At 71.4% G+C, this 22658-nt stretch carries 14 protein-coding genes, 1 tRNA gene and 3 pseudogenes; 10 read left to right on the forward strand and 8 right to left on the reverse strand.

Annotated features, from left to right (window positions below):
* From ACZ4Z1_RS20820 to ACZ4Z1_RS20830, 3 genes are read left to right on the forward strand one after another with little or no spacing between them, the layout of a single operon-like run.
* Window positions 1-1848 carry a branched-chain amino acid ABC transporter permease gene (locus ACZ4Z1_RS20820; protein ID WP_468488064.1) on the forward strand — a complete coding sequence of 616 codons (1848 nt, stop codon included), beginning with the start codon at window positions 1-3 and terminating at the stop codon, window positions 1846-1848.
* Window positions 1849-1855: 7 nt separating this feature from the next.
* Window positions 1856-2815 carry an ABC transporter ATP-binding protein gene (locus ACZ4Z1_RS20825; protein ID WP_468488065.1) on the forward strand — a complete coding sequence of 320 codons (960 nt, stop codon included), beginning with the start codon at window positions 1856-1858 and terminating at the stop codon, window positions 2813-2815.
* Window positions 2812-3534: an ABC transporter ATP-binding protein gene (locus ACZ4Z1_RS20830; RefSeq protein ID WP_468488066.1), complete on the forward strand. Its 723-nt coding sequence runs from the start codon at window positions 2812-2814 to the stop codon at window positions 3532-3534. Before ACZ4Z1_RS20825 ends, ACZ4Z1_RS20830 begins: the two co-directional genes overlap by 4 nt.
* Before the next feature lie 105 nt (window positions 3535-3639).
* On the opposite strand, the gene ACZ4Z1_RS20835 is transcribed toward ACZ4Z1_RS20830, so the two are convergent.
* Window positions 3640-3837, reverse strand: coding sequence for a hypothetical protein (locus ACZ4Z1_RS20835; RefSeq protein WP_468488067.1), 198 nt, complete (start codon window positions 3835-3837; stop codon window positions 3640-3642).
* Between the two features lie 436 nt (window positions 3838-4273).
* Between ACZ4Z1_RS20835 and ACZ4Z1_RS20840 the strand changes: the two genes are divergently transcribed.
* From ACZ4Z1_RS20840 to ACZ4Z1_RS20850, 3 genes and pseudogenes are all read left to right on the forward strand, one after another.
* Window positions 4274-5074 (forward strand): AfsR/SARP family transcriptional regulator, encoded by an 801-nt coding sequence (locus ACZ4Z1_RS20840; RefSeq protein WP_468488068.1) that lies wholly within the window; start codon window positions 4274-4276, stop codon window positions 5072-5074.
* Window positions 5064-5339 (forward strand): annotated as a pseudogene (locus tag ACZ4Z1_RS20845) (AfsR/SARP family transcriptional regulator); the annotation flags it as partial. The gene ACZ4Z1_RS20840 and the pseudogene ACZ4Z1_RS20845, both read left to right, overlap by 11 nt.
* Window positions 5340-5372: 33 nt before the next feature.
* Window positions 5373-8888, forward strand: coding sequence for a BTAD domain-containing putative transcriptional regulator (locus ACZ4Z1_RS20850; RefSeq protein ID WP_468488151.1), 3516 nt, complete (start codon window positions 5373-5375; stop codon window positions 8886-8888).
* A gap of 13 nt (window positions 8889-8901) precedes the next feature.
* Here the strand turns inward: ACZ4Z1_RS20850 and ACZ4Z1_RS20855 are convergent, their stop codons facing one another.
* Window positions 8902-9573, reverse strand: a complete 672-nt coding sequence (locus ACZ4Z1_RS20855; protein WP_468488069.1) for an ANTAR domain-containing response regulator — start codon at window positions 9571-9573, stop codon at window positions 8902-8904.
* 89 nt (window positions 9574-9662) lie between these two features.
* Here ACZ4Z1_RS20855 and ACZ4Z1_RS20860 point away from each other — a divergent pair.
* The 3 genes and pseudogenes from ACZ4Z1_RS20860 to ACZ4Z1_RS20870 all read left to right on the forward strand — a co-directional run.
* Window positions 9663-9745, forward strand: a tRNA-Leu gene (locus tag ACZ4Z1_RS20860).
* Between the two features lie 85 nt (window positions 9746-9830).
* A pseudogene (locus ACZ4Z1_RS20865) lies at window positions 9831-10617 on the forward strand (helix-turn-helix domain-containing protein).
* Window positions 10618-10709: 92 nt separating this feature from the next.
* Window positions 10710-11147 (forward strand): annotated as a pseudogene (locus ACZ4Z1_RS20870) (transcriptional regulator); the annotation flags it as partial.
* A 25-nt stretch (window positions 11148-11172) separates the two neighbouring features.
* Here ACZ4Z1_RS20870 and pyk read toward each other — a convergent pair.
* Window positions 11173-12609 carry a pyruvate kinase gene (pyk, locus tag ACZ4Z1_RS20875; protein WP_468488070.1) on the reverse strand — a complete coding sequence of 479 codons (1437 nt, stop codon included), beginning with the start codon at window positions 12607-12609 and terminating at the stop codon, window positions 11173-11175.
* 148 nt (window positions 12610-12757) lie between these two features.
* Window positions 12758-13462 (reverse strand): SIMPL domain-containing protein, encoded by a 705-nt coding sequence (locus tag ACZ4Z1_RS20880; RefSeq protein WP_468488071.1) that lies wholly within the window; start codon window positions 13460-13462, stop codon window positions 12758-12760.
* Between the two features lie 192 nt (window positions 13463-13654).
* Here ACZ4Z1_RS20880 and ACZ4Z1_RS20885 point away from each other — a divergent pair, with 192 nt between their 5' ends.
* Window positions 13655-15466, forward strand: a complete 1812-nt coding sequence (locus tag ACZ4Z1_RS20885) for a bifunctional metallophosphatase/5'-nucleotidase (protein WP_468488072.1) — start codon at window positions 13655-13657, stop codon at window positions 15464-15466.
* A 59-nt stretch (window positions 15467-15525) separates the two neighbouring features.
* Here the strand turns inward: ACZ4Z1_RS20885 and ACZ4Z1_RS20890 are convergent, their stop codons facing one another.
* The 4 genes from ACZ4Z1_RS20890 to ACZ4Z1_RS20905 form a co-directional block, all read right to left on the reverse strand.
* Complete coding sequence (locus tag ACZ4Z1_RS20890; RefSeq protein WP_468488073.1) at window positions 15526-17055, reverse strand: lysine N(6)-hydroxylase/L-ornithine N(5)-oxygenase family protein; 1530 nt, start codon at window positions 17053-17055, stop codon at window positions 15526-15528.
* Window positions 17052-18632 (reverse strand): pyridoxal phosphate-dependent decarboxylase family protein, encoded by a 1581-nt coding sequence (locus tag ACZ4Z1_RS20895; protein WP_468488074.1) that lies wholly within the window; start codon window positions 18630-18632, stop codon window positions 17052-17054. Before ACZ4Z1_RS20895 ends, ACZ4Z1_RS20890 begins: the two co-directional genes overlap by 4 nt.
* Window positions 18633-18932: 300 nt before the next feature.
* Window positions 18933-21611, reverse strand: a complete 2679-nt coding sequence (pepN, locus tag ACZ4Z1_RS20900; protein WP_468488075.1) for an aminopeptidase N — start codon at window positions 21609-21611, stop codon at window positions 18933-18935.
* 134 nt (window positions 21612-21745) lie between these two features.
* Complete coding sequence (locus ACZ4Z1_RS20905; RefSeq protein ID WP_468488076.1) at window positions 21746-22621, reverse strand: helix-turn-helix domain-containing protein; 876 nt, start codon at window positions 22619-22621, stop codon at window positions 21746-21748.
* Window positions 22622-22658 lie beyond the last annotated feature (37 nt).

Consider the following 22658-nt stretch of genomic DNA (forward strand, 5'->3'; position numbering starts at 1 on the left):
ATGACCACCACACCCGCCAACGGCGACAACGGGAAGACGCCCGGCGCCACCCCGGCACAGCACCGCACCGGCGTCCTCCCCCTCCCCGGACGCGGCGCCCTCCTCACCACCGCGGCCGCCGCCCTCGCCACCGCCGCCTCCACCGGCCTCGCCTGGACCTGGAGCAGCGACTTCCCCGGCGACCTCACCTACTACGGCTCCCCCGCGGGCCTACAACTGATCACCCTCGCCGGCGGCGTCCTGACCCTCCTGTTCACCCTCGCCGGCCTCGACGTCCGCGGCTTCGGCTGGCTCACCCCGGCCGGCCGCACCGCCCCCGTACTGTTCGCGGCCATCGCCACCCTCGCCGCCACCTGGTTCACGCTCGGCGCCGTCGCCGTCCACCTCGGCGGCCTGGTCAACCTCGAAGCCGGCGGCTTCATCGCGGGCGCCGCCGCCCTCGCCACGCTCCTCGGCGCCCTCGGCCTGCCCGCCGACCGCACCGACCCCGCGGGCCGGCAGGACGTCCCGGCGCCCGGCGCCTGGCACCGCTTCACGGGCGCGCTGGCCTCCGTACCGCTGCGCAAACCCGCGCGGCCGCTGCCCTCCTGGGGCGAGATCCTGATCATCGCCGCGGCCTTCGGTGCCGCGCTCTACGTCTTCACGTACGGCATCGACGCGGAGGACGGCCCGCCCTTCGTCGGCTACCTGATCTTCGTCGCGCTCGCCGTCCCCGCCCTGCACCGCGCCGGGCTCGTGCGCCGGCTCACCGCGATCACCGCCCGGCACCGCGGCGTCGCGCTCGCCGCGGCCTTCGTCGCCGCGGCCTGCTTCCCGTTCACCCAGGACACCGACCAGTACACGATCATCGGCGCCAACATCCTCATCTTCGCCACCGTCGCCCTCGGCCTGAACGTCGTCGTCGGCCTCGCCGGCCTCCTCGACCTCGGGTACGTGGCCTTCCTGGGCGTCGGCGCCTACGCGGCCGCCCTCGTCTCCGGCAGCCCCGAATCCGCCCTCGGGCTCCACTTCCCGTTCTGGGCCGCCCTGCTGACCGGCGCCGCCGCCTCACTCGCCTTCGGCGTCCTGATCGGCGCCCCCACCCTGCGCCTGCGCGGCGACTACCTCGCCATCGTCACCCTCGGCTTCGGCGAGATCTTCCGCATCGCCATGCTCAACCTCAACGGCACCACCGGGCCCGACGTCACCAACGGCGCCATGGGCATCCCCAACATCCCCAACCTGGAGATCTTCGGCTTCAACTTCGGCGAACCCCACGACATCCTCGGCTTCACCATCGCCACCTACGGCAACTACTACCTCCTGATGATCCTGGTGACCGCCTTCGTCGTGCTGGTCTTCCGCCGCGCCGCCGCCTCCCGCATCGGCCGCGCCTGGATCGCCATCCGCGAGGACGAGACCGCCGCCGTCGCCATGGGCGTCAACAGCTTCCGGCTGCGCCTGCTCGCCTTCGCGCTCGGCGCCGCCCTCGCCGGACTCGCCGGCACCGTGCACGCCCACGTCGTCACCACCGTCACCCCCGAGCAGTTCCAGTTCGCGGGCCCCACCCCGCCCAACTCCGCGTTCCTCCTCGCCGCCGTCATCCTCGGCGGCATGGGCACCCTCAGCGGCCCCCTCGTCGGCGCCGCCCTGCTCTACCTCATCCCCGCCAAGCTCGACTTCCTCCAGGACTACCAGCTCTTCCTGTTCGGCCTCGCCCTCGTCCTGCTCATGCGCTTCCGCCCCGAGGGCCTGATCCCCGACCGCAGGAAACAGCTCGAATTCCACGAGACCGGCCAGCTCGACGTACCCGATACGCGCCTGCCCGACGGGGAGCAGGCCCTCGGCGGCTCCCAGGCGAAGGCGTGACGCGACCATGACCACACCCACCAGCACCGCCGACACCGTCCTCGAAGCCGCCGGCGTCACCATGCGCTTCGGCGGCCTGACCGCCGTACGCGGCGTCGACCTCACCGTCCGGGCCGGCGAGATCGTCGGCCTCATCGGCCCCAACGGCGCCGGCAAGACCACCTTCTTCAACTGCCTCACCGGCCTCTACGCCCCCACCGAAGGCACCGTCAGCTTCCGGGGCACCCGCCTCTCCCGCAAACCCCACCTCGTCACCCAGGCCGGTGTCGCCCGCACCTTCCAGAACATCCGCCTCTTCGCCAACATGACCGTCCTGGAGAACACCCTCGTCGGCCGCCACACCCGCACCAAAGAAGGGCTCTGGTCCGCCCTCCTGCGCGGCCCCGGCTTCCGCAAGGCCGAACGCTCCTCCGAAGAACGCGCCATGGAACTCCTGGAGTTCACCGGCCTCGCCGCCAAACGCGACCACCTCGCCCGCAACCTGCCCTACGGCGAACAGCGCAAGCTGGAGATCGCCCGCGCCCTCGCCAGCGAACCCGGCCTGCTCCTCCTCGACGAACCCACCGCCGGCATGAACCCCCAGGAGACCCGCGCCACCCGCGACCTCGTCCTCGCCATCCGCGACCAGGGCACCGCCGTCCTCGTCATCGAGCACGACATGCGCTTCATCTTCAACCTCTGCGACCGCGTCGCCGTCCTCGTCCAGGGCGAGAAACTCCTCGAAGGCACCTCCGAAGTCGTCCAGGCCGACGAACGCGTCATCGCCGCCTACCTCGGCACGCCCTTCGAGGACGCGCCCGGCGCCGAGGAGGCCGCCGAGGTACGGGCCGCGGAGGAACAGGCCCGCGCCGCCGGCCACCGCCCCTCCGCCCCGGAAGACGCCCCTCGTACGGACTCCCCGCCCGAAGGCCGCCCACCGGGCGACTCCGCCCCCGGGAACTCCGCCCCGGAAGGAGACGCCCGATGACCACACCCCCACTCCTCCAGGTCGAGGACCTGCGCGTCGCCTACGGCAAGATCGAAGCCGTCAAGGGCATCTCCTTCACCGTCGAGGCCGGCCAGGTCGTCACCCTCATCGGCACCAACGGCGCCGGCAAGACCACCACCCTGCGCACCCTCTCCGGCCTCCTCAAACCCCTCGCCGGGAAGATCACCTTCGACGGCGCGCCACTCACCGGCGTCCCCGCCCACAAGATCGTCGAACGCGGCCTCGCCCACTCCCCCGAAGGCCGCCGCCTCTTCCCCCGCCTGACCATCACCGAAAACCTCCAGCTCGGCGCGTTCCTGCGCAAGGACCCGGCCGGCATCGAGGCCGACATCCAGCGCGTCTTCGAACTCTTCCCCATCCTCGGCGAACGCAGCCGCCAGGCCTCCGGCACCCTCTCCGGCGGCGAACAGCAGATGCTCGCCATGGGCCGCGCCCTGATGTCCCGGCCCAAACTGCTGATGCTGGACGAGCCCTCCATGGGCCTGTCCCCCATCATGATGCAGAAGATCATGGACACCATCCGCGAACTGCGCACCCAGGGCACCACCATCCTCCTGGTCGAACAGAACGCCCAGGCCGCCCTCTCCCTCGCCGACCACGGCCACGTCATGGAGACCGGCACCGTCGTCCTGTCCGGCACCGGGCAGGAACTCCTGCACGACGAGTCCGTACGCAAGGCATACCTGGGAGAGGACTGAGGGGGCGGGCGGGGCCCGGGGCCGGTTACCCGGGCCCCATCCGGTACGGCCCCGGTACGGCGCGCCCCGGTCAGGGGGAACGCCGGGCCGGGGCACCCGGGCGGCCTACTGGGTCGCCACCAGCGCGTGATACAGCGCGTAGAGCACCGCCGGCAGAGCTCCGATGAGGACCGCGACGGCGGCGAGCACCGCCGGCAGCCGCCGCGTCGACTTCAACTCCCGTACGAGGTAGGCGACCAGCCCGAAGAAGGCCAGCGTCACCACCACCCCCGCGGCGAGCCACATCCATGACTGCGAGTGCACGACGCACTCTCCCTTCGACCATGCCTAGTCCAGCGGGCGACCTCGGCGCACGACCGCGGAACGCTCCGGGCAGGCCCGTGGTAAGGGAGCCCGCGCCGGTGCACGGCGACGCGAAGAGTCGAAACGACGGTAGCCCAAAACGCGTCCCGTGGGCCACAGTTGGGAAATAAATACGGCGAGGCAGGGCTCCCGGGCTACCACCCCCGGGGACCCTGCCGAAAGCGCGCCGGACTAGGCATGAGTCTCAGGACGCTGTCCTGCAAGAGTGCTGTCCGCCCGTAAACAAACGATGAATGCCGCGCCCACCCGCTCCAAGCGGCCAAGTCCAGGCCTCCAACCAGCAGCAATACACGCTCACTTAACGTCCGCTGAATGCCCTGCTATCTTCCCTGACAGCGCGTACAGCGCACCGGAGCACCGGAAGGGGCACACAGACGTGACAGCGCTCCGCTTCGGCCTGCTGGGGCCGGTGACGTCCCACCACGCCGGCACACCCGTCGCCCTCGGCCCCCCGCAGCGCCGAGCCGTCCTCACCGCCCTGCTCCTACAGCCCGGACAGGCCCTCACCGTCGCCGCACTCCGCGAACGCGTCTGGCCCGGCCCGCCCCCCGCCTCGGCAATCTCCGCGATCCACCTGCACATCCACCACCTGCGCCGCACCCTCGCGCAGTACGACGGCCCGGACAACGACCACCCGGCCCGCCTGACCACCCACCCCGGCCACACCCCGGAAACCGTCAGCTACCTCCTCCACGTCGCCCCGGACCACGTGGACGCCGACCGCTTCCGCCACCTCGCCGACGACGGCGCCGACCACCAGGCCCGAGGCGACCACCACGGCGCCCTCGACCGCTACGACGCGGCCCTGGCCCTGTGGCGCGGCGAACCCCTCACCGGCCTCCAGCCCTCCGCCTTCGTACGCCACACCCGGCGCACCCTCACCGACCTCCACCTGGACACCGGCAAACGCCGCGCCACCGCCCTGCTCGCGACCGGAGCGGTCTCCCGCGCCACCTTCGCCCTCCAGGACCTGCACGACCGGCACCCCGACGACGAGAGCATCGTCATCGCACTGGCCCGCGCCCTGTGCGCGGGCGGCGCGGAGAGCCGCGCCGCCCGCCTGCTCGGCGAAGAACTCGAACGACGGCACCGCACCGACGGCACCCGGCCACCCGCCCTGGCACACGCCCGCGAAACCCTCATCCTCGGCACCGCGGACCAGCACGATGGATCTTGAAGCACGGCTCCTCGGACCGCTCGAACTCACCATCGGCGGCGACGACATCACCCCCACCGCCGTCCGTCAGCAGGCACTGCTCGCCTCCCTGCTGCTGCACCACGGCCACACCGTCCCCGTCCCCACCCTCATCACCGAAATCTGGGGCACCGCCCCACCCACCACCCCCAAAGAACAGATCCAGACACACGTCCACCGCATCCGCCGCCGGCTCGACCAGGCCGCCGGCCGCGGAACCGGACGCCGCACCCTCACCTGGGAACACGACGGCTACGCACTGCACCTCCCCGCACGCCACATCGACCTCACCCGCTTCGTCACCGCCCTCGACGAAGCCAGGACCCACCTGTCCGAAGACCACCCCGCGGCCGCCCGCACCCTGCTCACCGACGCCCTCGGCACCTGGCGGGGCCCCGCACTCGCCGGCCTCGGCACCGGCACCGGCCTCACCACCCACGTACAACGCCTGGAAGACCTGCGCACCGAAGCCCTCGGCCTGCGCATCGAAGCCGACATCCGCACCGGCCGCGCCTCCCGCACGATCCCCGAACTCCACACCCTCATCGACGAACACCCCCACGACGAAACCTTCCACGCCCACCTCGCCACCGCCCTCCACACGACCGGCCGCACCACCGACGCACTACGCGTCCTGGAACGATTCGGCGACGCACTGACAGCGGCGTACGGGACCGGACTGCCGGCCCGCCTTCAGAAACTCCACTCGGCGATCGAAAACGACACAAAGACACCAGCCACACAGGTCCCCGCCACACCGAACCCACCGGACACCCCCACCGCTCCCCGCCCCGACACCGTCCCCGAGCCTCTGCACGCCCCCAAAACCCACCCTGCGAGCCGCAAGACACCAAGCCCTCACCAAGCCCCGATCCGCTTCACCGTCCTCGGTCCCGTACGGGCCTGGCGCGGCACGACACCCCTGCCGACCGGCTCCCCGCAGCAACAAGCCCTCCTCGCCGTCCTGCTGCTCCGCGGCGGACGCACCGCCACCGCAGCCGAACTCGTCGACGCCCTCTGGGGCGACGAACCACCGCACGCCGCCCTCGCCGCACTGCGCACCTACGCCTCCCGCATCCGCAAGACACTCGGGGCGATCGGAGACTTCCTGGTCAGCGAGTCCGGCGGCTACGCGCTGCGACCGGCCGGCAACCAGCCACTCGACCTGGACATGACCCACGCCGAGCAGTACGCGGCCGAAGCCGAGAACGCCCGTGCCTCCGGCGACCACTGCACAGCCCGCAACCTCCTGGACTCCGCACTGGCCCTCTGGGACGGCGAACCACTGGCCGGCCTGACCGGACCGTACGTGGACAACCAGCGCACCCGCCTGGAGGAATGGCACCTGTCCCTCATGGAGACACGCCTCGAACTCGAACTCGAACTCGGCAACCACACCGAAACCGTCCCCGAACTCACCGCACTCACCGCCGCCCACCCCCTGCGCGAACGGCTGCGAGAACTCCTCATGCTCGCCCTGTACCGCAGCGACCGCCAAGCCGAAGCACTCGCCGTATACGCCGACACCCGCCGCCTGCTCGCCGACGAACTCGGCCTCGACCCCGCCCCCGCCCTCACCCACCTGCACCAGCGCATCCTGCAGGCCGACCCCGAACTCGGCCCCCCCACCCCCACAGCCCAGCACACCGGCGAACCACCCCCCAGCATCCCCCGGCAACTCCCCGCCACCCTCGCCGACTTCGTCACCCCCGGCACCGCCACGGTCCAACTGATCGAACAGCTCACCACCCCCGACGGACTGTCGGCAGCCGTCTCGGTCATCAGCGGCATCCCCGGCGTCGGCAAAACCAGCCTCGCCGTCCACGTCGCCCACCTCACCCGCGACCGCTTCCCCGACGGCCAGCTCTACGTCGACCTCCAAGCCACCCACACCCCCACCGACCCCCGAGCCGTCCTCGGATCCTTCCTCCGCGCCCTCGGCACACCCGAAGCCCAGATCCCCGACGACACCCACGAACGCGCCGCCCACTACCGCGCCCTCCTCACCGACCGCCGCGTCCTCGTCCTGCTCGACAACGCCCACGACGCCGCCCAGGTCCGCCCCCTCCTGCCCGGTACGGACGGCTCGGCAGCCCTCGTCACCAGCCGCTCCCGCCTCTCCGGCCTCGCCGGCGCCCACTTCCTCGACCTCGACGTGATGAGCCCGGACCAGGCACTGACCCTCTTCACCCGCATCGTCGGCGAACAACGCGTCGCCGCCGAACCCGCCGCCGCCCAGGACGTCCTCCGCGCCTGCGGACACCTGCCGCTCGCCATCCGCATCGTCGCCTCCCGCCTCGCCGCCCGCCGCACCTGGACCGTCGCCGTACTCGCCGCCAAACTCGCCGACGAACACCGCAGACTGGACGAACTGCGCGTCGGCGACCTGGCGGTGACATCAGCCCTGGAACTCACCTACGGACGACTGACACCGCGGCAGGCACGGGCCTTCCGGCTCCTCGGCCTCACCGACGGCCCCGACATCTCCCCCACCGCCGCGGCCGCCCTGCTCGACACCGGCACCGACGACACCGAAGAACTCCTCGAAACCCTCGTCGACACCTCACTCCTGGAAACAGCCGCCCCCGGCCGCTACCGCTTCCACGACCTCGTACGCCTCTACGCCCGCTCCCGCGCCCGACACGACGAGCAGCCCCCGGAAGAACACGAAGCCGCCCTCTCCCGGCTGCTCCACCACTACCTGGCCACCGCCACCGACGCCCACCAGCTCAAATGCCCCGGCGACCGGCTCCTCGACCACCTCGGCCCGGCCACCCGGCCCGGCACCGTGTTCACCAGCCGCAGCGCCGCACTGGACTGGCTGTTCACCCAAGGCCCCCACCTCCTGGCCGCCGCACGGCAAGCCACCGCCCCCGGCCGAAGCCCCCACGCGCTGCGCCCGGCCACCGACCTGCTCCTCCTCACCCAGGACCTGCTCGGCTCCGCCACCCTCCTCCCCCCGTACGAGCAGACCGCCCGCCTCCTGGCCGAAGCCGCCCAGGAAGCAGCGGACACCCGGACGGAAGCCCGCGCCCGCCTCCTCCTCAGCCGCGCCCACGCCCGGCTCGGCCACTTCCAGGAAGCCGAGACCCAGTCCCGTGCGGCCCTCACCCTCGGACAGCTCTGCGACGACCCCGTCGTACACAGCCGAGCCCTCAACCTCCGCGGCATCGAAGCACTGACCGCCCACCGCCACGCGGACGCCCTCACGTACTTCACCCGGGCCCTCGACGCCTTCCGGCGCGACGACGACCGGTACGGCGAAGCAGCAGCACTCGCCAACCAGGCCCGCGCCCTGCTCGGACTCGGACGCGAGGAGGAATCCCTGAACGCCGCCGACCGCTCCCTCCGCCACTACCGCGACCTCGGCGCATCCGTCCGGCTGGCCCACGGCCTGTACACGACAGGACTCACCCTGGCCGCGGCAGGACGGCTGGACGCGGCACAGTCCCGGTACGCCGAAGCCCTGACGCTCTTCCACGAAGAACGCCAGGGCCTGTGGGCCGGGCTCACCCTCTTCCGGCTCGCCGAAGCCCTCCTCGCAGACGGACGGCCCGTCGAGGCCGCGAGCCGCGCGGAAGAAGCCCTCGCCGCACTCCGGGACACCGGCGGCGCCTGGCGGCGCGCCAAGATCCTCGTCACCCTCGGCCACGCCCTGCGGGCAGCCGGACGGCCGGAACGCGCGCAAGCCGCGTGGCAGGAAGCGCTACGCCTCTTCAAGCCGCTGCGCGCCCCGGAGGCCGACGACGTACGCGCCCTGCTCGGCCCCCCGGCCGTCGCGGCCCGCCCCGCCTGACCCCTTACGCGCCTTACTCGCCTTCCTTGGCTTTCTTGTCCTTCTGCTGCTTCTTCTCCTCGGCGTCCTCGATGACCGCCTCGGCGACCTGCTGCATGGACAGCCGACGGTCCATCGACGTCTTCTGGATCCAGCGGAAGGCCGCCGGCTCGGACAGCCCGTACTGGGTCTGCAGGATGCTCTTCGCCCGGTCCACCAGTTTGCGGGTCTCCAGCCGCTGGGTGAGGTCGGCGACCTCCTTCTCCAGCGTCTTCAGCTCCGTGAACCGGCTCACGGCCATCTCGATCGCCGGCACCACGTCGCTCTTGCTGAACGGCTTGACCAGGTACGCCATGGCCCCGGCGTCCCGCGCCCGCTCCACCAGTTCGCGCTGCGAGAACGCGGTGAGCATCAAAACCGGGGCGATACTCTCCTCGGCGATCCGCTCCGCGGCGGAGATCCCGTCGAGGATCGGCATCTTCACATCCAGGATCACCAGGTCCGGCCGGTGCTCCCGCGCCAGCTCCACGGCTTTCTCACCGTCCCCGGCCTCACCGACGACGGTGTAGCCCTCCTCCTCCAGCATCTCCTTGAGATCGAGACGGATGAGGGCCTCGTCCTCGGCGATGACCACGCGGGTCGTCTGCGGCGGGACATGCGTCTGATCGTCGTCGGCGACGGGCTGCTCGGGCTCGGCGGCGCTCACGGGTCTCCTCGTTCCAGGCAGGTGGTGCCCTTGCAGCCTACCTAGCGGCGGCTGCTCACCGGCACACGGTATGGTGTCTCGAGCAACCGGCCCGGTTGGTGGAACTGGCGAGACACGCGGCTCTCAAACAGCCGTGCCTTCGGGCGTGTGGGTTCGAATCCCACACCGGGCACCTCCCGCACAAAGCGGACGACCACCTTCCCGTGAATTTCAGGCGTTACGCCACTCGCGCCACCCCCGTCACTCAGAGTTACACCATGCGAACACATGGCTCTGAAGTGCGACTCAAGGCTCTGTCCGTGCTCCGCTCGGGCTCGAGGAACGCGGACGTCGCTCGGGCGCTGAACGTGCCGCTCGGCACGGTCAGCTACTGGCTGCACGTAGACCGCTCAAAACGCGGAGCGTGTCCGGGCTCCCACACCCCCCGGTGCCCCCGATGCGACGGGCGCCCTCTCGACGAGAACGCCTATGCGTATCTCCTGGCTCTCTATCTGGGTGACGGCCACATCATCCAGTACTCCCAGCACCGTGTGCCAAGCCTCATGATCGCTTGTGGTGACGTCTGGCCCGGCCTCATGGACGAGTGCGAAGCCGCGATGCGTGCGGTCCTTCCGGACAATTCCGCGTGCCGCGTGCGGCGGACCGGCTGCCACAACGTCAAGGTGTACTCCAAGCATCTGGTGCCTGTTCCCGCAGCACGGCGCCGGCAAGAAGCACGACCGTCCGATCGTCTTGGAGCCGTGGCAGCAGCGCATCGTCGACACCCACCCGTGGCCATTCATCCGGGGGCTGGTCCATTCCGACGGCTGCCGCATCACGAACTGGACGACTCACACGGTCGGCGGCCAGAAGAAGCGCTACGAATACCCGCGCTACTTCTTCACCAACAAGTCCGATGACATCCGCAAGTTGTACTCGGACACTCTCACCAAAGCGGGCGTCGAGTGGACGACACTCGCCCGCGGCAGCGACCCGTTCAACATCTCCGTGGCGAAGCGGGCCTCCGTGTCCCTAATGGACACCCACGTCGGTCCGAAATACTGACCACGCAGCCTCAGGCTCACCACATTCCCTTGCCTCGCGCTCACTCGTCCGGAAAGGCAATCCACAACCGCCCACCGACGCCCCCGCGTACGCGGACCGGTAACAGTGTTTGCCTGGTGCGTAAGCAGGGGTGTGTCATGGCGTCCAGTTACAGTCGGCATTGGCTCTGTCTGTTTCCGCAGCACGGGCCCGGCAGGAAGCACGACCGTCCGATGGTCTTGGAACCCTGGCAGCGGCGCATCGTCGAGGCCCATCCCTGGGAATGCGTCCGCGGCCTCTTCCCTTCCGACGGTTGCCGGGTCACCAACTGGGCCACCCGCCTCGTGGGCGGTGTGCGCAGGCGTTACGAGTATCCGCGGTATTTCTTCACCCATACGTCCGCCGTCATCGTCCGGCTCTGTACGGACGCGCTGGACGCGGTGGGTGTGGCATGGCGGCAGGCTCGCCACAGCCGCCGCGCGCAGAACGTCTCGGTGGCTCGGCGTGCTTCCGTGGCGTTGATGGATGTGCACGTCGGGCCCAAGTATTGAGTCAGCGGCGGCCGGGCGCTGTGGGTTACTTCGGGGTGTCGTCCTCGCCGATGCGGTGGACGCGGACGAGGTTGGTGGAGCCGGCGACGCCGGGTGGGGAGCCGGCGGTGATGATGACGACGTCGCCGCGTTCGCAGCGGCCGATGCGCAGGAGTTCTTCGTCGACCTGGGCGACCATCTCGTCGGTGGAGTCGACCTTGGGGCCGAGGAAGGTTTCGACGCCCCAGGTGAGGTTGAGCTGGGAGCGGGTGGCCGGTTCGGGGGTGAAGGCGAGGAGGGGGATGGGTGAGCGGTAGCGGGACAGGCGGCGGACGGTGTCGCCGGACTGGGTGAAGGCGACGAGGAATTTGGCGCCGAGGAAGTCGCCCATCTCGGCGGCGGCGCGGGCGACGGCGCCGCCCTGGGTGCGGGGCTTGTTGCGGTCGGTGAGCGGGGGCAGGCCCTTGGTGAGGAGGTCTTCCTCGGCGGCGGTGACGATGCGGGCCATGGTGCGTACGGTTTCGGTGGCGTACTTGCCGACGCTGGTCTCGCCGGAGAGCATTACGGCGTCGGTGCCGTCAATGACGGCGTTGGCGACGTCGGAGGCTTCGGCGCGGGTGGGCCGGGAGTTCTCGATCATGGAGTCGAGCATCTGGGTGGCGACGATGACCGGCTTCGCATTGCGTTTGGCGAGTTTGATGGCGCGCTTCTGGACGATCGGGACTGTTTCCAGGGGCATTTCGACGCCGAGGTCGCCGCGCGCGACCATGATGCCGTCGAAGGCGGCGACGATGTCGGCGATCGCGTCGACGGCCTGGGGCTTTTCGACCTTGGCGATGACGGGCCGGAAGCAGTTCTCCTGGCGCATGATGCGGTGGACGTCGTCGATGTCGTCGCCGCTGCGGACGAAGGACAGGGCGATGACGTCGGCGCCGATGTGCAGGGCCCAGCGCAGGTCCTCGCGGTCCTTCTCGGAGAGGGCGGGGACGGAGACGGCGACGCCGGGGAGGTTGAGGCCCTTGTGGTCGGAGACCATGCCGCCTTCGACGACCTTGGTGTGGACGTCGGTGTCGTGGACGTCGGTGACCTGGAGGGTGACCTTGCCGTCGTCGACGAGGATGCGTTCGCCGGGGGTGACGTCGTCGGCGAGTCCTTCGTAGGTGGTGCCGCAGCGGTGGCGGTCGCCTTCGGTGCCGGGGCGTACGGTGATGGTGAAGGCGTCGTCGCGTTCGAGAAGTACGGGGCCTTCGCGGAATCGGCCGAGTCGGATCTTCGGACCTTGAAGATCGGCGAGGACGCCGACGCTGCGGCCGGTCTCCTCGGACGCTTTGCGTACCCGCTCGTACCGCGCCTCGTGTTCGGCGTAGGTGCCGTGGCTGAGGTTGAAGCGGGCTACGTCCATTCCGGCTTCGACGAGTGCTTTGATCTGCTCGTACGAGTCGGTGGCGGGTCCCAGTGTGCAGACGATCTTTGCTCGGCGCATGGTCCGACCCTACGACCTACTCATAGGTAGGGAACTGTGGGAATGTGACGGCCCAACGGCCTTTGCGTGAAAGGCTCTTGACAAGTAGTTGAATGCGCGGACCGGTGCTCCTATGAGCGGATAAGCGGGGACGCCGGGGCGGGTGACGTCACAGGGTGGGGCGCGTCATCGTGAAGCGGGCGTTGATCTGTGCGTACACCTCTTGGCGTGCCGGTTCGAGGTCGAGGGCGGGGGCGCTTTCGGCCGCTCCCGCGTACGCGACGGATCGGAACGCGCCGCCGGGGACGGGCATCGGGGTGGCGTCGTCGGCGCCGGTGTCGGCGAGTTCGAGGAGGGCGTCGAGGCGTGCGCCGAGGGCTTCGGCGTATTCGCGGGCGCGCTGGACGGCTTCGCGCACGGCTTGCCGGCGGGCTTCGCGGTGGGCGGGCGAGTCGGGGCGCAGGGCCCACCAGGGGCCGTCGACGCGGGTGAGGTCGAGGTCGGCGAGGCGGGTGGTGAGTTCGCCGAGGGCGGTGAAGTCGGCGACGGTGGCGGTGACGCGGACGCGTCCATGGTAGGCGCGTACGCGTTCGTGGCGGCCTTTGGCGGTGATTTCGGGGGTGACGGAGAAGGCGCCGGTGTCGAGTTTTTCGACGGCGTCGCCGTAGCTCTTGACAAGGGTGAGGACCTGGTCGTTGCGGTGGGTGAGGTCCTTGAGAGTGGCGGTGCGGTCGGTGCCGCGGGCCTGGACGGTGATGTCGATGCGGGCGATCTCGGGGTCGGCCTCGATGCGGGCTTCGCCGCGGACGGCGAGGCGGGGTGCGTCGGGGGTGCCGTAGGGGAGGGTGGCGGGCCGGGTGTCGGGGTCGGTCATGGGGGCAGCCTGGCACGGGGCGGGGTGTTTGTCAGGGCGGGGACGGGCGGGCGGTCATCTGATCGCAACCTGTGAGGGCTGTTGCGGGTGGGGTTGCTGAGCCAGAATCTACGCGCGTTGTCCATGAGTGCCGCGGTAGTCGCCGGTTGCGCCGCCGCGGTCCGCTGCCATGTTTCGTCGAAGGAGATGTCCATGCCGCTCGGCCGTAGGAAGTTCCTGGGGAGTTCGGTCGCCACGGGCGCGGGGGCCGCGCTCATCGGTACGACAGCGGCGGCGCCGTCGGCCGTGGCCGCTCCGGCGTCCGGCGGCGGGGCGCGGCCCGCGCGGCGTTACGCGTTCACGGTCATGGGGACCACGGATCTGCACGGGAATGTCTTCAACTGGGATTACGCGGCCGACGCGGAATTCGACGACAAGGACCACAACGATGTGGGGCTGGCGAAGATTTCCACACTGGCGCGGCGGGTCCGGGAGGAGAAGGGCGCGCGCAATACGCTGCTGATCGACGCGGGTGACACGATTCAGGGGACGCAGCTGGCGTATTACTACGCGAAGGTCGATCCGATCACCGGCCCGAACGGACCGGTGCATCCGATGGCGAAGGCGATGAATGCGATCGGTTACGACGCGGCGGCGCTCGGAAATCACGAGTTCAATTACGGTCTCGGGGTGCTGCGGAAGTTCGAGGAGAGCTGTGACTTTCCGCTGCTGGGGGCGAACGCGGTGGACGCGAAGTCGCTGCGGCCGGCTTTTCCGCCGTACTGGATGAAGCGGTTGCGCACGCCGTGCGGTGGTGAGGTGAAGGTGGCGGTGCTGGGGCTGACGAATCCTGGTGTCGCGATCTGGGACAAGGCGCATGTGCAGGGGAAGCTGGCGTTTCCGGGACTGGAAGAGCAGGCGGCAAAGTGGGTGCCGAAGCTGCGGTCGATGGGCGCGGACGTGGTAATCGTGTCGGCGCATTCGGGGACGAGCGGTACGTCGTCGTACGGGGATCAGCTGCCGTATGTGGAGAACGCGGCGGCGCTGGTGGCGGAGCGGGTGCCGGGGATCGACGCGATTCTGGTGGGGCACGCGCATGTGGAGGTGCCGGAGCGGCGGGTGGTCAATCGCGAGACCGGTCGTGAGGTGGTGCTGTCGGAGCCGTTGAAGTGGGGGCAGCGGCTGACGCTCTTCGACTTCGGGTTGGTGCGGTCGCGGGGGCGCTGGTCGGTGGAGTCGGTGTCGGCGAAGGTGCTGAATTCCAATGCCGTGCCGGAGGATCCGCGGATCACTCGGTTGCTGCGTTCGGAGCAGCGGAAGGTGGTGGCGTACGTCAATCAGGTCATCGGCCGGTCGAAGGCGGAGATGACCGCGGCGGAGGCGCCGTACAAGGATACGCCGGTGCTGGATTTCATCGCGTTCGTCCAGGCGGAGGCGGTGCGGAAGGCGTTGGCGGGTGGTGAGCACGCGAAGTTGCCGGTGCTGTCGCAGGCTTCGTGTTTCTCGCGTTCGGCGGCGGTTCCGGCGGGTGAGGTGACGATCCGCTCGATGGCGGCGCTGTATCCGTTCGACAATACGCTGGAGGCGCGGATTCTGACCGGGAAGCAGGTGCGGGAGTATCTGGAGTTCTCCGCGCGGTATTACGTGCGGACGCCGGCGGGTGGTCCGGTCGATCCGGCGAAGCTGACGAACGCGGAGGGGATTCCGGATTACAACTACGACGCGGTGAGCGGGGTGTCGTACGAGATCGACATCGCGCGGGAGCCGGGGCGGCGGATCGCGAAGCTGTCGTTCGAGGGGAAGCCGGTGGCGGACGACGCGCGGTTCGTGCTGGCGGTGAACAACTACCGGGCGAGCGGTGGCGGCAACTTCCCGCATGTGGCGAAGGCGCCGCAGGTGTGGTCGACGTCGGAGGAGATCCGGAATGTGATCATCGGGTGGGTGAAGGAGACCGGGGAGATCGACGGGGCGCGGTTCGCGTCCGTGGACTGGCGGCTGACCAGGGACGGGGTGCCGGTGTTCTGATCCCGGCGCGGTGCGCGGCGGCCCAGGTGTCCGTAGGGGCGGAGCCTGGGCCGGGCGGGTCAGGGGTTTTCGATGAGGGTGGAGTTGGGGCGGGGGATGTCGGTGAGGGTGCGGGGTGGGGAGGGGCGTAGGCCGAAGGTGGTGAAGGCGGTGCGGGTGGGGAGGGGGTAGGTGGTGGTTTCGGTGAGGGAGTTGAGGATGGTGGCGCTGCGCCAGGCGGCGAGGCCAAGGTCCGGGGTGCCGACGCCGTGGGTGTGGTGTTCGGCGTTCTGTACGTAGACGGAGCCGGTGACGCAGGGGTCGAGGAGGAGGCGTTGGTCGGCGTCGATACGGGGGCGTCCGGCGGCGTCGCGGCGCATGTAGGGGTCGAGGGCGGCGAGCAGGGTGTCGGTGCGGCCTTCACGGTAGCCGGTGGCGAGGACGACGGCGTCGGTGGTCAGGCGGGAGCGGGCGCCCTGGTGGGGGTGGTCGAGGTGGAGTTCGACCTTGGTGGTGCCGACGCGGCCTGCGGTGCGGACGGTGACGCCTGGGGTGAGGGTGGTGTCGGGCCAGCCGCCGTGCAGGGTGCGCCGGTAGAGCTCGTCGTGGATGGCGGCGAGGGTGGTGTGGTCGATGCCTTTGTAGAGCTGCCACTGGCCGGGGAGGAGCTGGTCGCGTACGGGTTCGGGGAGGGCGTGGAAGTAGCGGGTGTAGTCGGGGGTGAAGTGTTCGAGGCCGAGTTTGCTGTATTCCATGGGGGCGAAGGCGGCGGTGCGGGCGAGCCAGTGGAGGCCTTCGCGGCCGGTGGGGCGGGCACGCAGCAGGTCGAGGAAGACCTCGGCGCCGGACTGTCCGGCGCCGATGACGGTGATGTGTTCGGCGGCGAGCAGGCGTTCGCGGTGGGCGAGGTAGTCGGCGGCGTGCAGGACGGGGACGGCGGGGGCGTCGACGAGGGGTTTGAGGGGGTCGGGTACGTGCGGGACGGTGCCGACGCCGAGGGCGAGGTTGCGGGCGTGGGTGCGGCCGAGGGCTTCGGCTTCGCCGTCGTCGCCGAGCTGGGTGTAGTCGACTTCGAAAGCGTCGCGGTCGCTGTTCCAGCGGACGGCGTCGACCTGGTGGCGGAAGTGCAGGCCGGGGAGGTTCTGGCTGACCCAGCGGCAGTAGGCGTCGTATTCGGCGCGGTGGATGTGGAAGCGTTCGGCGAAGTAGAAGGGGAAGAGGCGTTCGCGGTGTTTGAGGTAGTTCAGGAATGTCCAGGGGCTGGCGGGGTCGGCGAGGGTGACGAGGTCGGCGAGGAAGGGGACTTGGAGGGTGGCGTCGTCGATGAGGAGGCCGGGGTGCCAGTGGAAGGCGGGGCGCTGGTCGTAGAAGGCGGTGCGCAGGTGGGTGAGGGGCTCGGCGAGGGCGGCGAGGGAGAGGTTGAAGGGGCCGATGCCGATGCCGGCGAGGTCCAGTGGCCGGTCGGGGTCGGCGGGTGGGCGGGCGGTGGTGGCGGGTTCGGGGTCGGGGGGCCGGGTGCTGGTGGTGTGGGGGCCGGTGTGGGCGGGGCGTCCGGGGTCCGGGGACGGCAGTTGGAGGGTGATGGCTTCGGGGTGGGGGGTGGTGCTCATCGGGGGGTGTGGCCTTCCACGAGTTTGAGGAGCGAGGCGAGGTCGTCGGTGGTGGTGTAGGGGTTGAGGAGGGTGGCTTTGAGCCAGAGGCCGGTGGGGGTGGCGGCGCGGCCGAGGACGGCGCGGCCGTGGTGCAGGAGGCGGCGGCGGATGGTGGCGACGGTGGTGTCGTCGGCTCCGGTGGGGCGGAAGAGGACGGTGCTGAGGGTGGGGTGGGAGTGGAGTTCGTAGGCGGGGTGGTCGTCGATGAGGCCGGCGAGGGTGCGGGCGGCGGCGAGGGTGCGGTCGACGAGGTCGGCGAGTCCCGTACGGCCGAGGGCCTGGAGGGTGACGGCCATCTTGAGGATGTCGGGGCGGCGGGTGGTGCGCAGGGAGCGGCCGAGGAGGTCGGGGAGTCCGGCTTCGGTGTCGTCGTCGGCGTTGAGGTAGGCGGCGCGGTGGGTGAGCGGGGTGAGGTCGGCGGCGCGGGGGACGGCGAGGAGGCCGGCGGCGACCGGTTGCCAGCCGAGTTTGTGCAGGTCGAGGGTGACGGTGTGGGCGCGGTGCAGGCCGTCGAGGAGGGTGCGGTGGGTGGTGCTGAGGAGGACGGGGCCGCCGTACGCGGCGTCGACGTGGAGGCGGGCGCCGTGGGTGCGGGTGAGATCGGCGAGAGCGGGCAGCGGGTCGATGGCACCGGTGTCGGTGGTGCCGGCGGTGGCGCATACGAGAACGGGGGCGGCGGGGGCCCCGGGGCTGCCGGGGTGGTAGAGGCCGGCGAGGGCGGTGTGGAGGGTGCGGGGGTCGAGGATGCCGTCAGGGGTGGGGAGGGTGAGGGGTTCGGGGAGGCCGAGGAGCCAGGCGGCACGGTGGATGCTGTGGTGGGCGTTGGCGCCGCAGACGACGCGCAGGGGTTCGGTGTGGCGGGTGCGGGCGTGTTCGCGGGCGAGGAGGAGGCCGAGCTGGTTGGATTCGGTGCCGCCGGTGGTGACGAGGGCGTCGGGCTGGTCGTCCTCGTGGGTGCGTCCGGGGCCGGCGGGGGTTTCGGGTTCGCACGGGCGGGCGAGGCTCGCGAGCGCGTGGGGGGCGTGCGGGCCTCCGGGGCGGGTGGATGCGCCGGTCTCGTACGGGTGGAGGGTGCCGTCGGGCTCGTACCGGCGGGGGGCGTCGTCGGGTCCGTACGGGTAGACGAGGGCGGCGAGTTCGCGGGCCGTGCGGGCTTCGAGGGCGGAGGCGGCGGGGGCCTGGTCCCAGGAGTCCATGGACGGGTTGAGGGCGGCGGCGGCCAGGTCGGCCGCGGCGGCGAGGGCCAGCGGCGGGCAGTGCAGGTGGGCCGCGCAGTGCGGGTCGGCGGGGTCGGCGGCGCCTTCGGCGAGGGCGTGGACGAGGGCGCGCAGTGCTGCGTGGGGGCCGCGGCCGGTCTCGGGGAGGACGGGGCCGGTGGCTTCCCGCAGCCGCGCGGCGACGCGGCCGGGGCCGCCGGCGGGCAGCGGCCCGCCCCTGGCTTCCGCACCGTCGCGCAGCGCGTCGAGGACGGTGCGGAGGAGGGGCCGCAGGGCGTCGGGGCCTGCGGCTCCGCCGGCGAGGGGCGGGGTGTTCATGGGCGGTCCTTCGGGTGCGCGACAGCGGGCACACCACAGACTGGCCGGGGCCGGGTGGCGTACCTGCCGAGCTGGGCGAGCTCAACCCGAAAGGGGTACCCATGTGCTGGGTGGGGCGGTGGTGATCGGATTGCCTGCTATGCAGTCCGTAGGGCCTGTACGTACGGTCGCCCCGGCGGCGCCGGGCAGCAGGGGCGGCGGGCGCGTGCCGGATCCTTTCCTCCCCTGCGCACGCCCGTCACCGCTGGACCTGCCGAGCCCGCCCTCCCGCCACCTGGCCCGCCGTCACCCCGTATGCCGCTACGCGCCCCGTACCCGCAGTGCCCTCCTCAGGTCGTCGAGCTGGTCGATGAGCTTGCGGCGCAGCGCCGGGGACGGGTCGGCGGTGCGCAGGCACTCCTCGCCCAGCTGGAGGGTGGTGGGGTCGACGAGCGGTGTGGGGAAGGCGTAGCGGCCGGCGGAGTCGGCGAGGGCGGGGCCGCGGCGGGCGGCGAGGGCCACCGCGGCGGGGAAGTAGCGGGTGGCGTAGGGGCGCACCAGGTCGAGCTGCTCGGGGGCCCAGAAGCCGGCGGCGGTGGCGTTGAAGAGGTAGTTGGACAGGTCGGTGTGCTCGTCGGTGGCGAACAGCGCGTCCCAGGCGGCTTGTTTGGCGGCCGGGTCGGGAAGGGCCGCGTGGCAGGTGGCGGCGCCCTGGCGGCCGGTGGCGCTGGGGTCGCGGGCCAGTTCGTCCTCGATGGCGGCGGGGGTGGTGGCGCCGAGGACGGCGAGCCGGCCGAGGATGCGCCAGCGCAGTTCCGGGTCGAGGACGGGGCCGCCGGGGACGCTGCCGCCGCAGAGCCAGTCCTGTATGCCGTCGGGGGTGGTGGCGCTGTCGATGAAGGTGCGGGCGGCGGCCAGGCGCAGTCCGTGGCCGTCGCCGTTCTCGGAGCCTTCGGTGCGGCGCAGGATGTCGCGGGCGATGGTGCTGAGGGTGTTCAGGGCGGCGGGCCGGTCGGCGGCGGGGAGGTAGCGGTCGGCGATCTGGCCGCGGGCGAAGGCGAGGGCGCCGGAGACGACGGCGATGTCGGTCTCGTACGGGAGGTGGGCGCGGGCGGCGTCCAGGTAGGCGGCGGGCGGCAGTTCGCCGTCGCGGACCATGTCGCGGGCGGCGTTCCAGACGACGGCGCGGGTGAGGGGGTCGGGCAGGCCGGAGAGGGCTTCGCGGGCCGTGTCCCAGGAGGTGGGGTCAAGGCGGACCTTGGCGTAGGTGAGGTCGCCGTCGTTGAGGAGGACCAGGGCGGGGCGGGGGCCCGGTGCGGTGTGGACGTGCTGGGGTGCGGTGTCCCGGGCGCCGGTGGGTGCGGCGTCGCCGGCCGGTGCGGTGTCCGGTTCACCGGCGGCCGGTGTGGTGCCAAGTTCGCCGGGAGCCGTTGGGGCATCGGTGGCCGGTGTGGTGCCGGAGGCCGGTGCGGTGCCGTGGTTCTGGGGGGCCGCCGCGGGGACGTCCCAGGCGAGGGGGTCGCGGGCGACGAGGCGGGCGGGGTCGGTGGGGTCGCGGTCGTACAGTCCGGCGGTGAGGTGGTGCGGGCGGCTGCCGTCCCGGTCGACGCGCAGTGTCCAGCCGCCGTCGGGTGCGGTGCCGAGGACGGGGGTGAGGGTGTCGACGCCGGTGGTGCGCAGCCAGTGGCCGGCCCAGGCGTGCACGTCGCGGTCGGTGGCCTGGGCGAGGGAGTCGACGAAGTCGGCGAGGGTGGCGTTGCCGAAGCGGTGGCGGGTGATGTGGTCGTTGACGCCGGCGAGGAAGTCCTTCTCACCCATCCAGGCGACGAGCTGGCGCAGGGCGGAGGCGCCCTTGGCGTAGGAGATGCCGTCGAAGTTCAGGAGGGCGGATTCGGTGTCGGGCACGTCCGCGGGGGCGGGGGCGACGGGGTGGGTGGAGGGGCGCTGGTCGGCGTCGGAGCCCCAGCCCTTGCGGGCGATGCCGAAGTCGGTCCAGGTGTCGGTGTAGCGGGTGGCTTCGGACAGGACTTGGTAGCCCATGTATTCGGCGAAGGACTCGTTGAGCCAGATGTCGTCCCACCACTGGAGGGTGACCAGGTCGCCGAACCACATGTGGGCCATTTCGTGGGCGATGACCACCCCGCGGGTCTGGCGCTCGGTGTCGGTGACGGCGGAGCGGAAGACGAACTCCTCGCGGAAGGTGACCAGGCCGGGGTTCTCCATGGCGCCCGCGTTGAACTCGGGGACGAATGCCTGGTCGTAGGAGTCGAAGGGGTAGGGCTCGTCGAAGAGGGCGTGGAAGCGGTCGTAGCAGCGGCGGGTGATGTCGAAGATCTCTTCGGCGTCCGCGGTCAGGTGGGGGGCCAGGGAGCGGCGGCAGTGGATGCCGAAGGGCAGTCCGGCGTGTTCGGTGCGGACGGTGTGCCAGGGGCCGGCGGCGACGGCGGCGAGGTAGGTGCTGATGGGCGGGGTGGGGGCGAGGGTGACGCGGTTGGCGTCGCCGTCCTGGCGGGTGGCGGTGCTGTTGCCGAGAACGGTCCAGCCGTCGGGCGCGGTGACGGTCAGTTCGAAGACGGCCTTCAGGTCGGGCTGGTCGAAGGCGGCGAAGACGCGCTGGGCGTCGTTCAGGAAGAGCTGGGTGTAGACGTAGGTCTCGCCGTCTTCGGGGTCGGTGAAGCGGTGCATGCCCTCGCCGGTGCGGGAGTAGGACATGGCCGCTTCGACGCGGAGTTCGTGGTCGCCTTCGGTGAGGCCGGTCAGCGGCAGGCGGTTGCCGTCGAGGGCGGCCGGGTCGAGGGGGCGGCCGTCGAGGGTGGCGGAGCGCAGTTCGTGCGCCTGGACCTCTATGAAGGTGTCGCCGGGGGTGCGCGCACTGAAGCGGACGGCCGTGCGGGACACGAAGTGGTCGGGGCCGTGGGTGAGATCGAGGTCGATCGCGTAGCGGTGGACGTCGAGGAGTCGGGCTCGGGACTGCGCCTCGTCGCGCGTCAGTGCGGGCATGTCCTCATGCTGCCGTACGGCACTGACACCGCGCATTCGACCCGTGATTTTTCCGGATCGGCCGCGCCCCGTACGTGCTGCGCCCGCTTCCGGCCGCCCCGTACGTGCTGCGCGCGCCGGTGGCCGCGGCCGTCTCAGCCGATGCGCGGCGGGTCGTCGGGGTCGGGTACGCGGGTGGACCAGCCGCCGGGGACGCTGTGTCCCTGGAGGGCGCGGAAGCGGACGGGCGCGGTGCCGACGCGGCGGGTGAACAGGCGGCTGAAGTAGGCCGGGTCGGTGTAGCCGACGCGGCGGGCGACGGCGGCGACGGGGAGTTCGGTGGCGGCGAGCAGTTCCTTGGCGTGGCCGAGGCGGATGGCCAGGAGGTAGTCCTTGGGGCTGCATCCGGCGCCGCGGCGTACGGCGGTGCGCAGGGCGGCGGGGGTCATGCCGTGGCGGGCGGCGTGTTCGGCGACGGACAGCGGCAGGAACGCGTCGCGGGCGAGGGCCTGGAGTACGGGCTGGCCGTCCGCGTCGGTGTCGGCGCGGGCGCGGCGCAGGGCGACGAGGAGTTCGTGGACGGCGGCGGCGGTCTCGACCTCCAGGAGGGGGTTGCCGCGGCGGGCGGCGCGGGTGATGCGGCCGACGGCGGTGCGGGCGGCGGTGGTGTCGGCGAGCGGGACGAGGGGGCGGTCGGGTTCGATGTAGCCGAGTTCGGTGTAGGTGGTGGTGGCAGGGCCGGTGAAGTCGACGAAGCTCTCGTCCCAGCCGGTGTGCGGGTCGGCGCCGTAGTGGTGGGTGGCGCCGGGGACGAGCCACAGCAGGGCGGGGGCGGTGACGGGTGTGCGGGTGCCGTCGGGGCCGGCGTACCAGCCGTGGCCGGCGTGGATGAGGACGGCGACGTGGTGGTCGAGGACGCGCGGGCCGACGGGTGGCAGGGTGCCGTGCTGGAGTCCGACGCCGAGGCACACCAGGCCGAGCCGGTGGTGGACCGGGCTCGGGGTGAAGTACCGCATCCAGGTGTGGTACATGCGGGCTCCTTCCCGTGCTGCTGCCGTGCCGGGCCGT

The organism is Streptomyces sp. NPDC030165 (assembly GCF_055573595.1).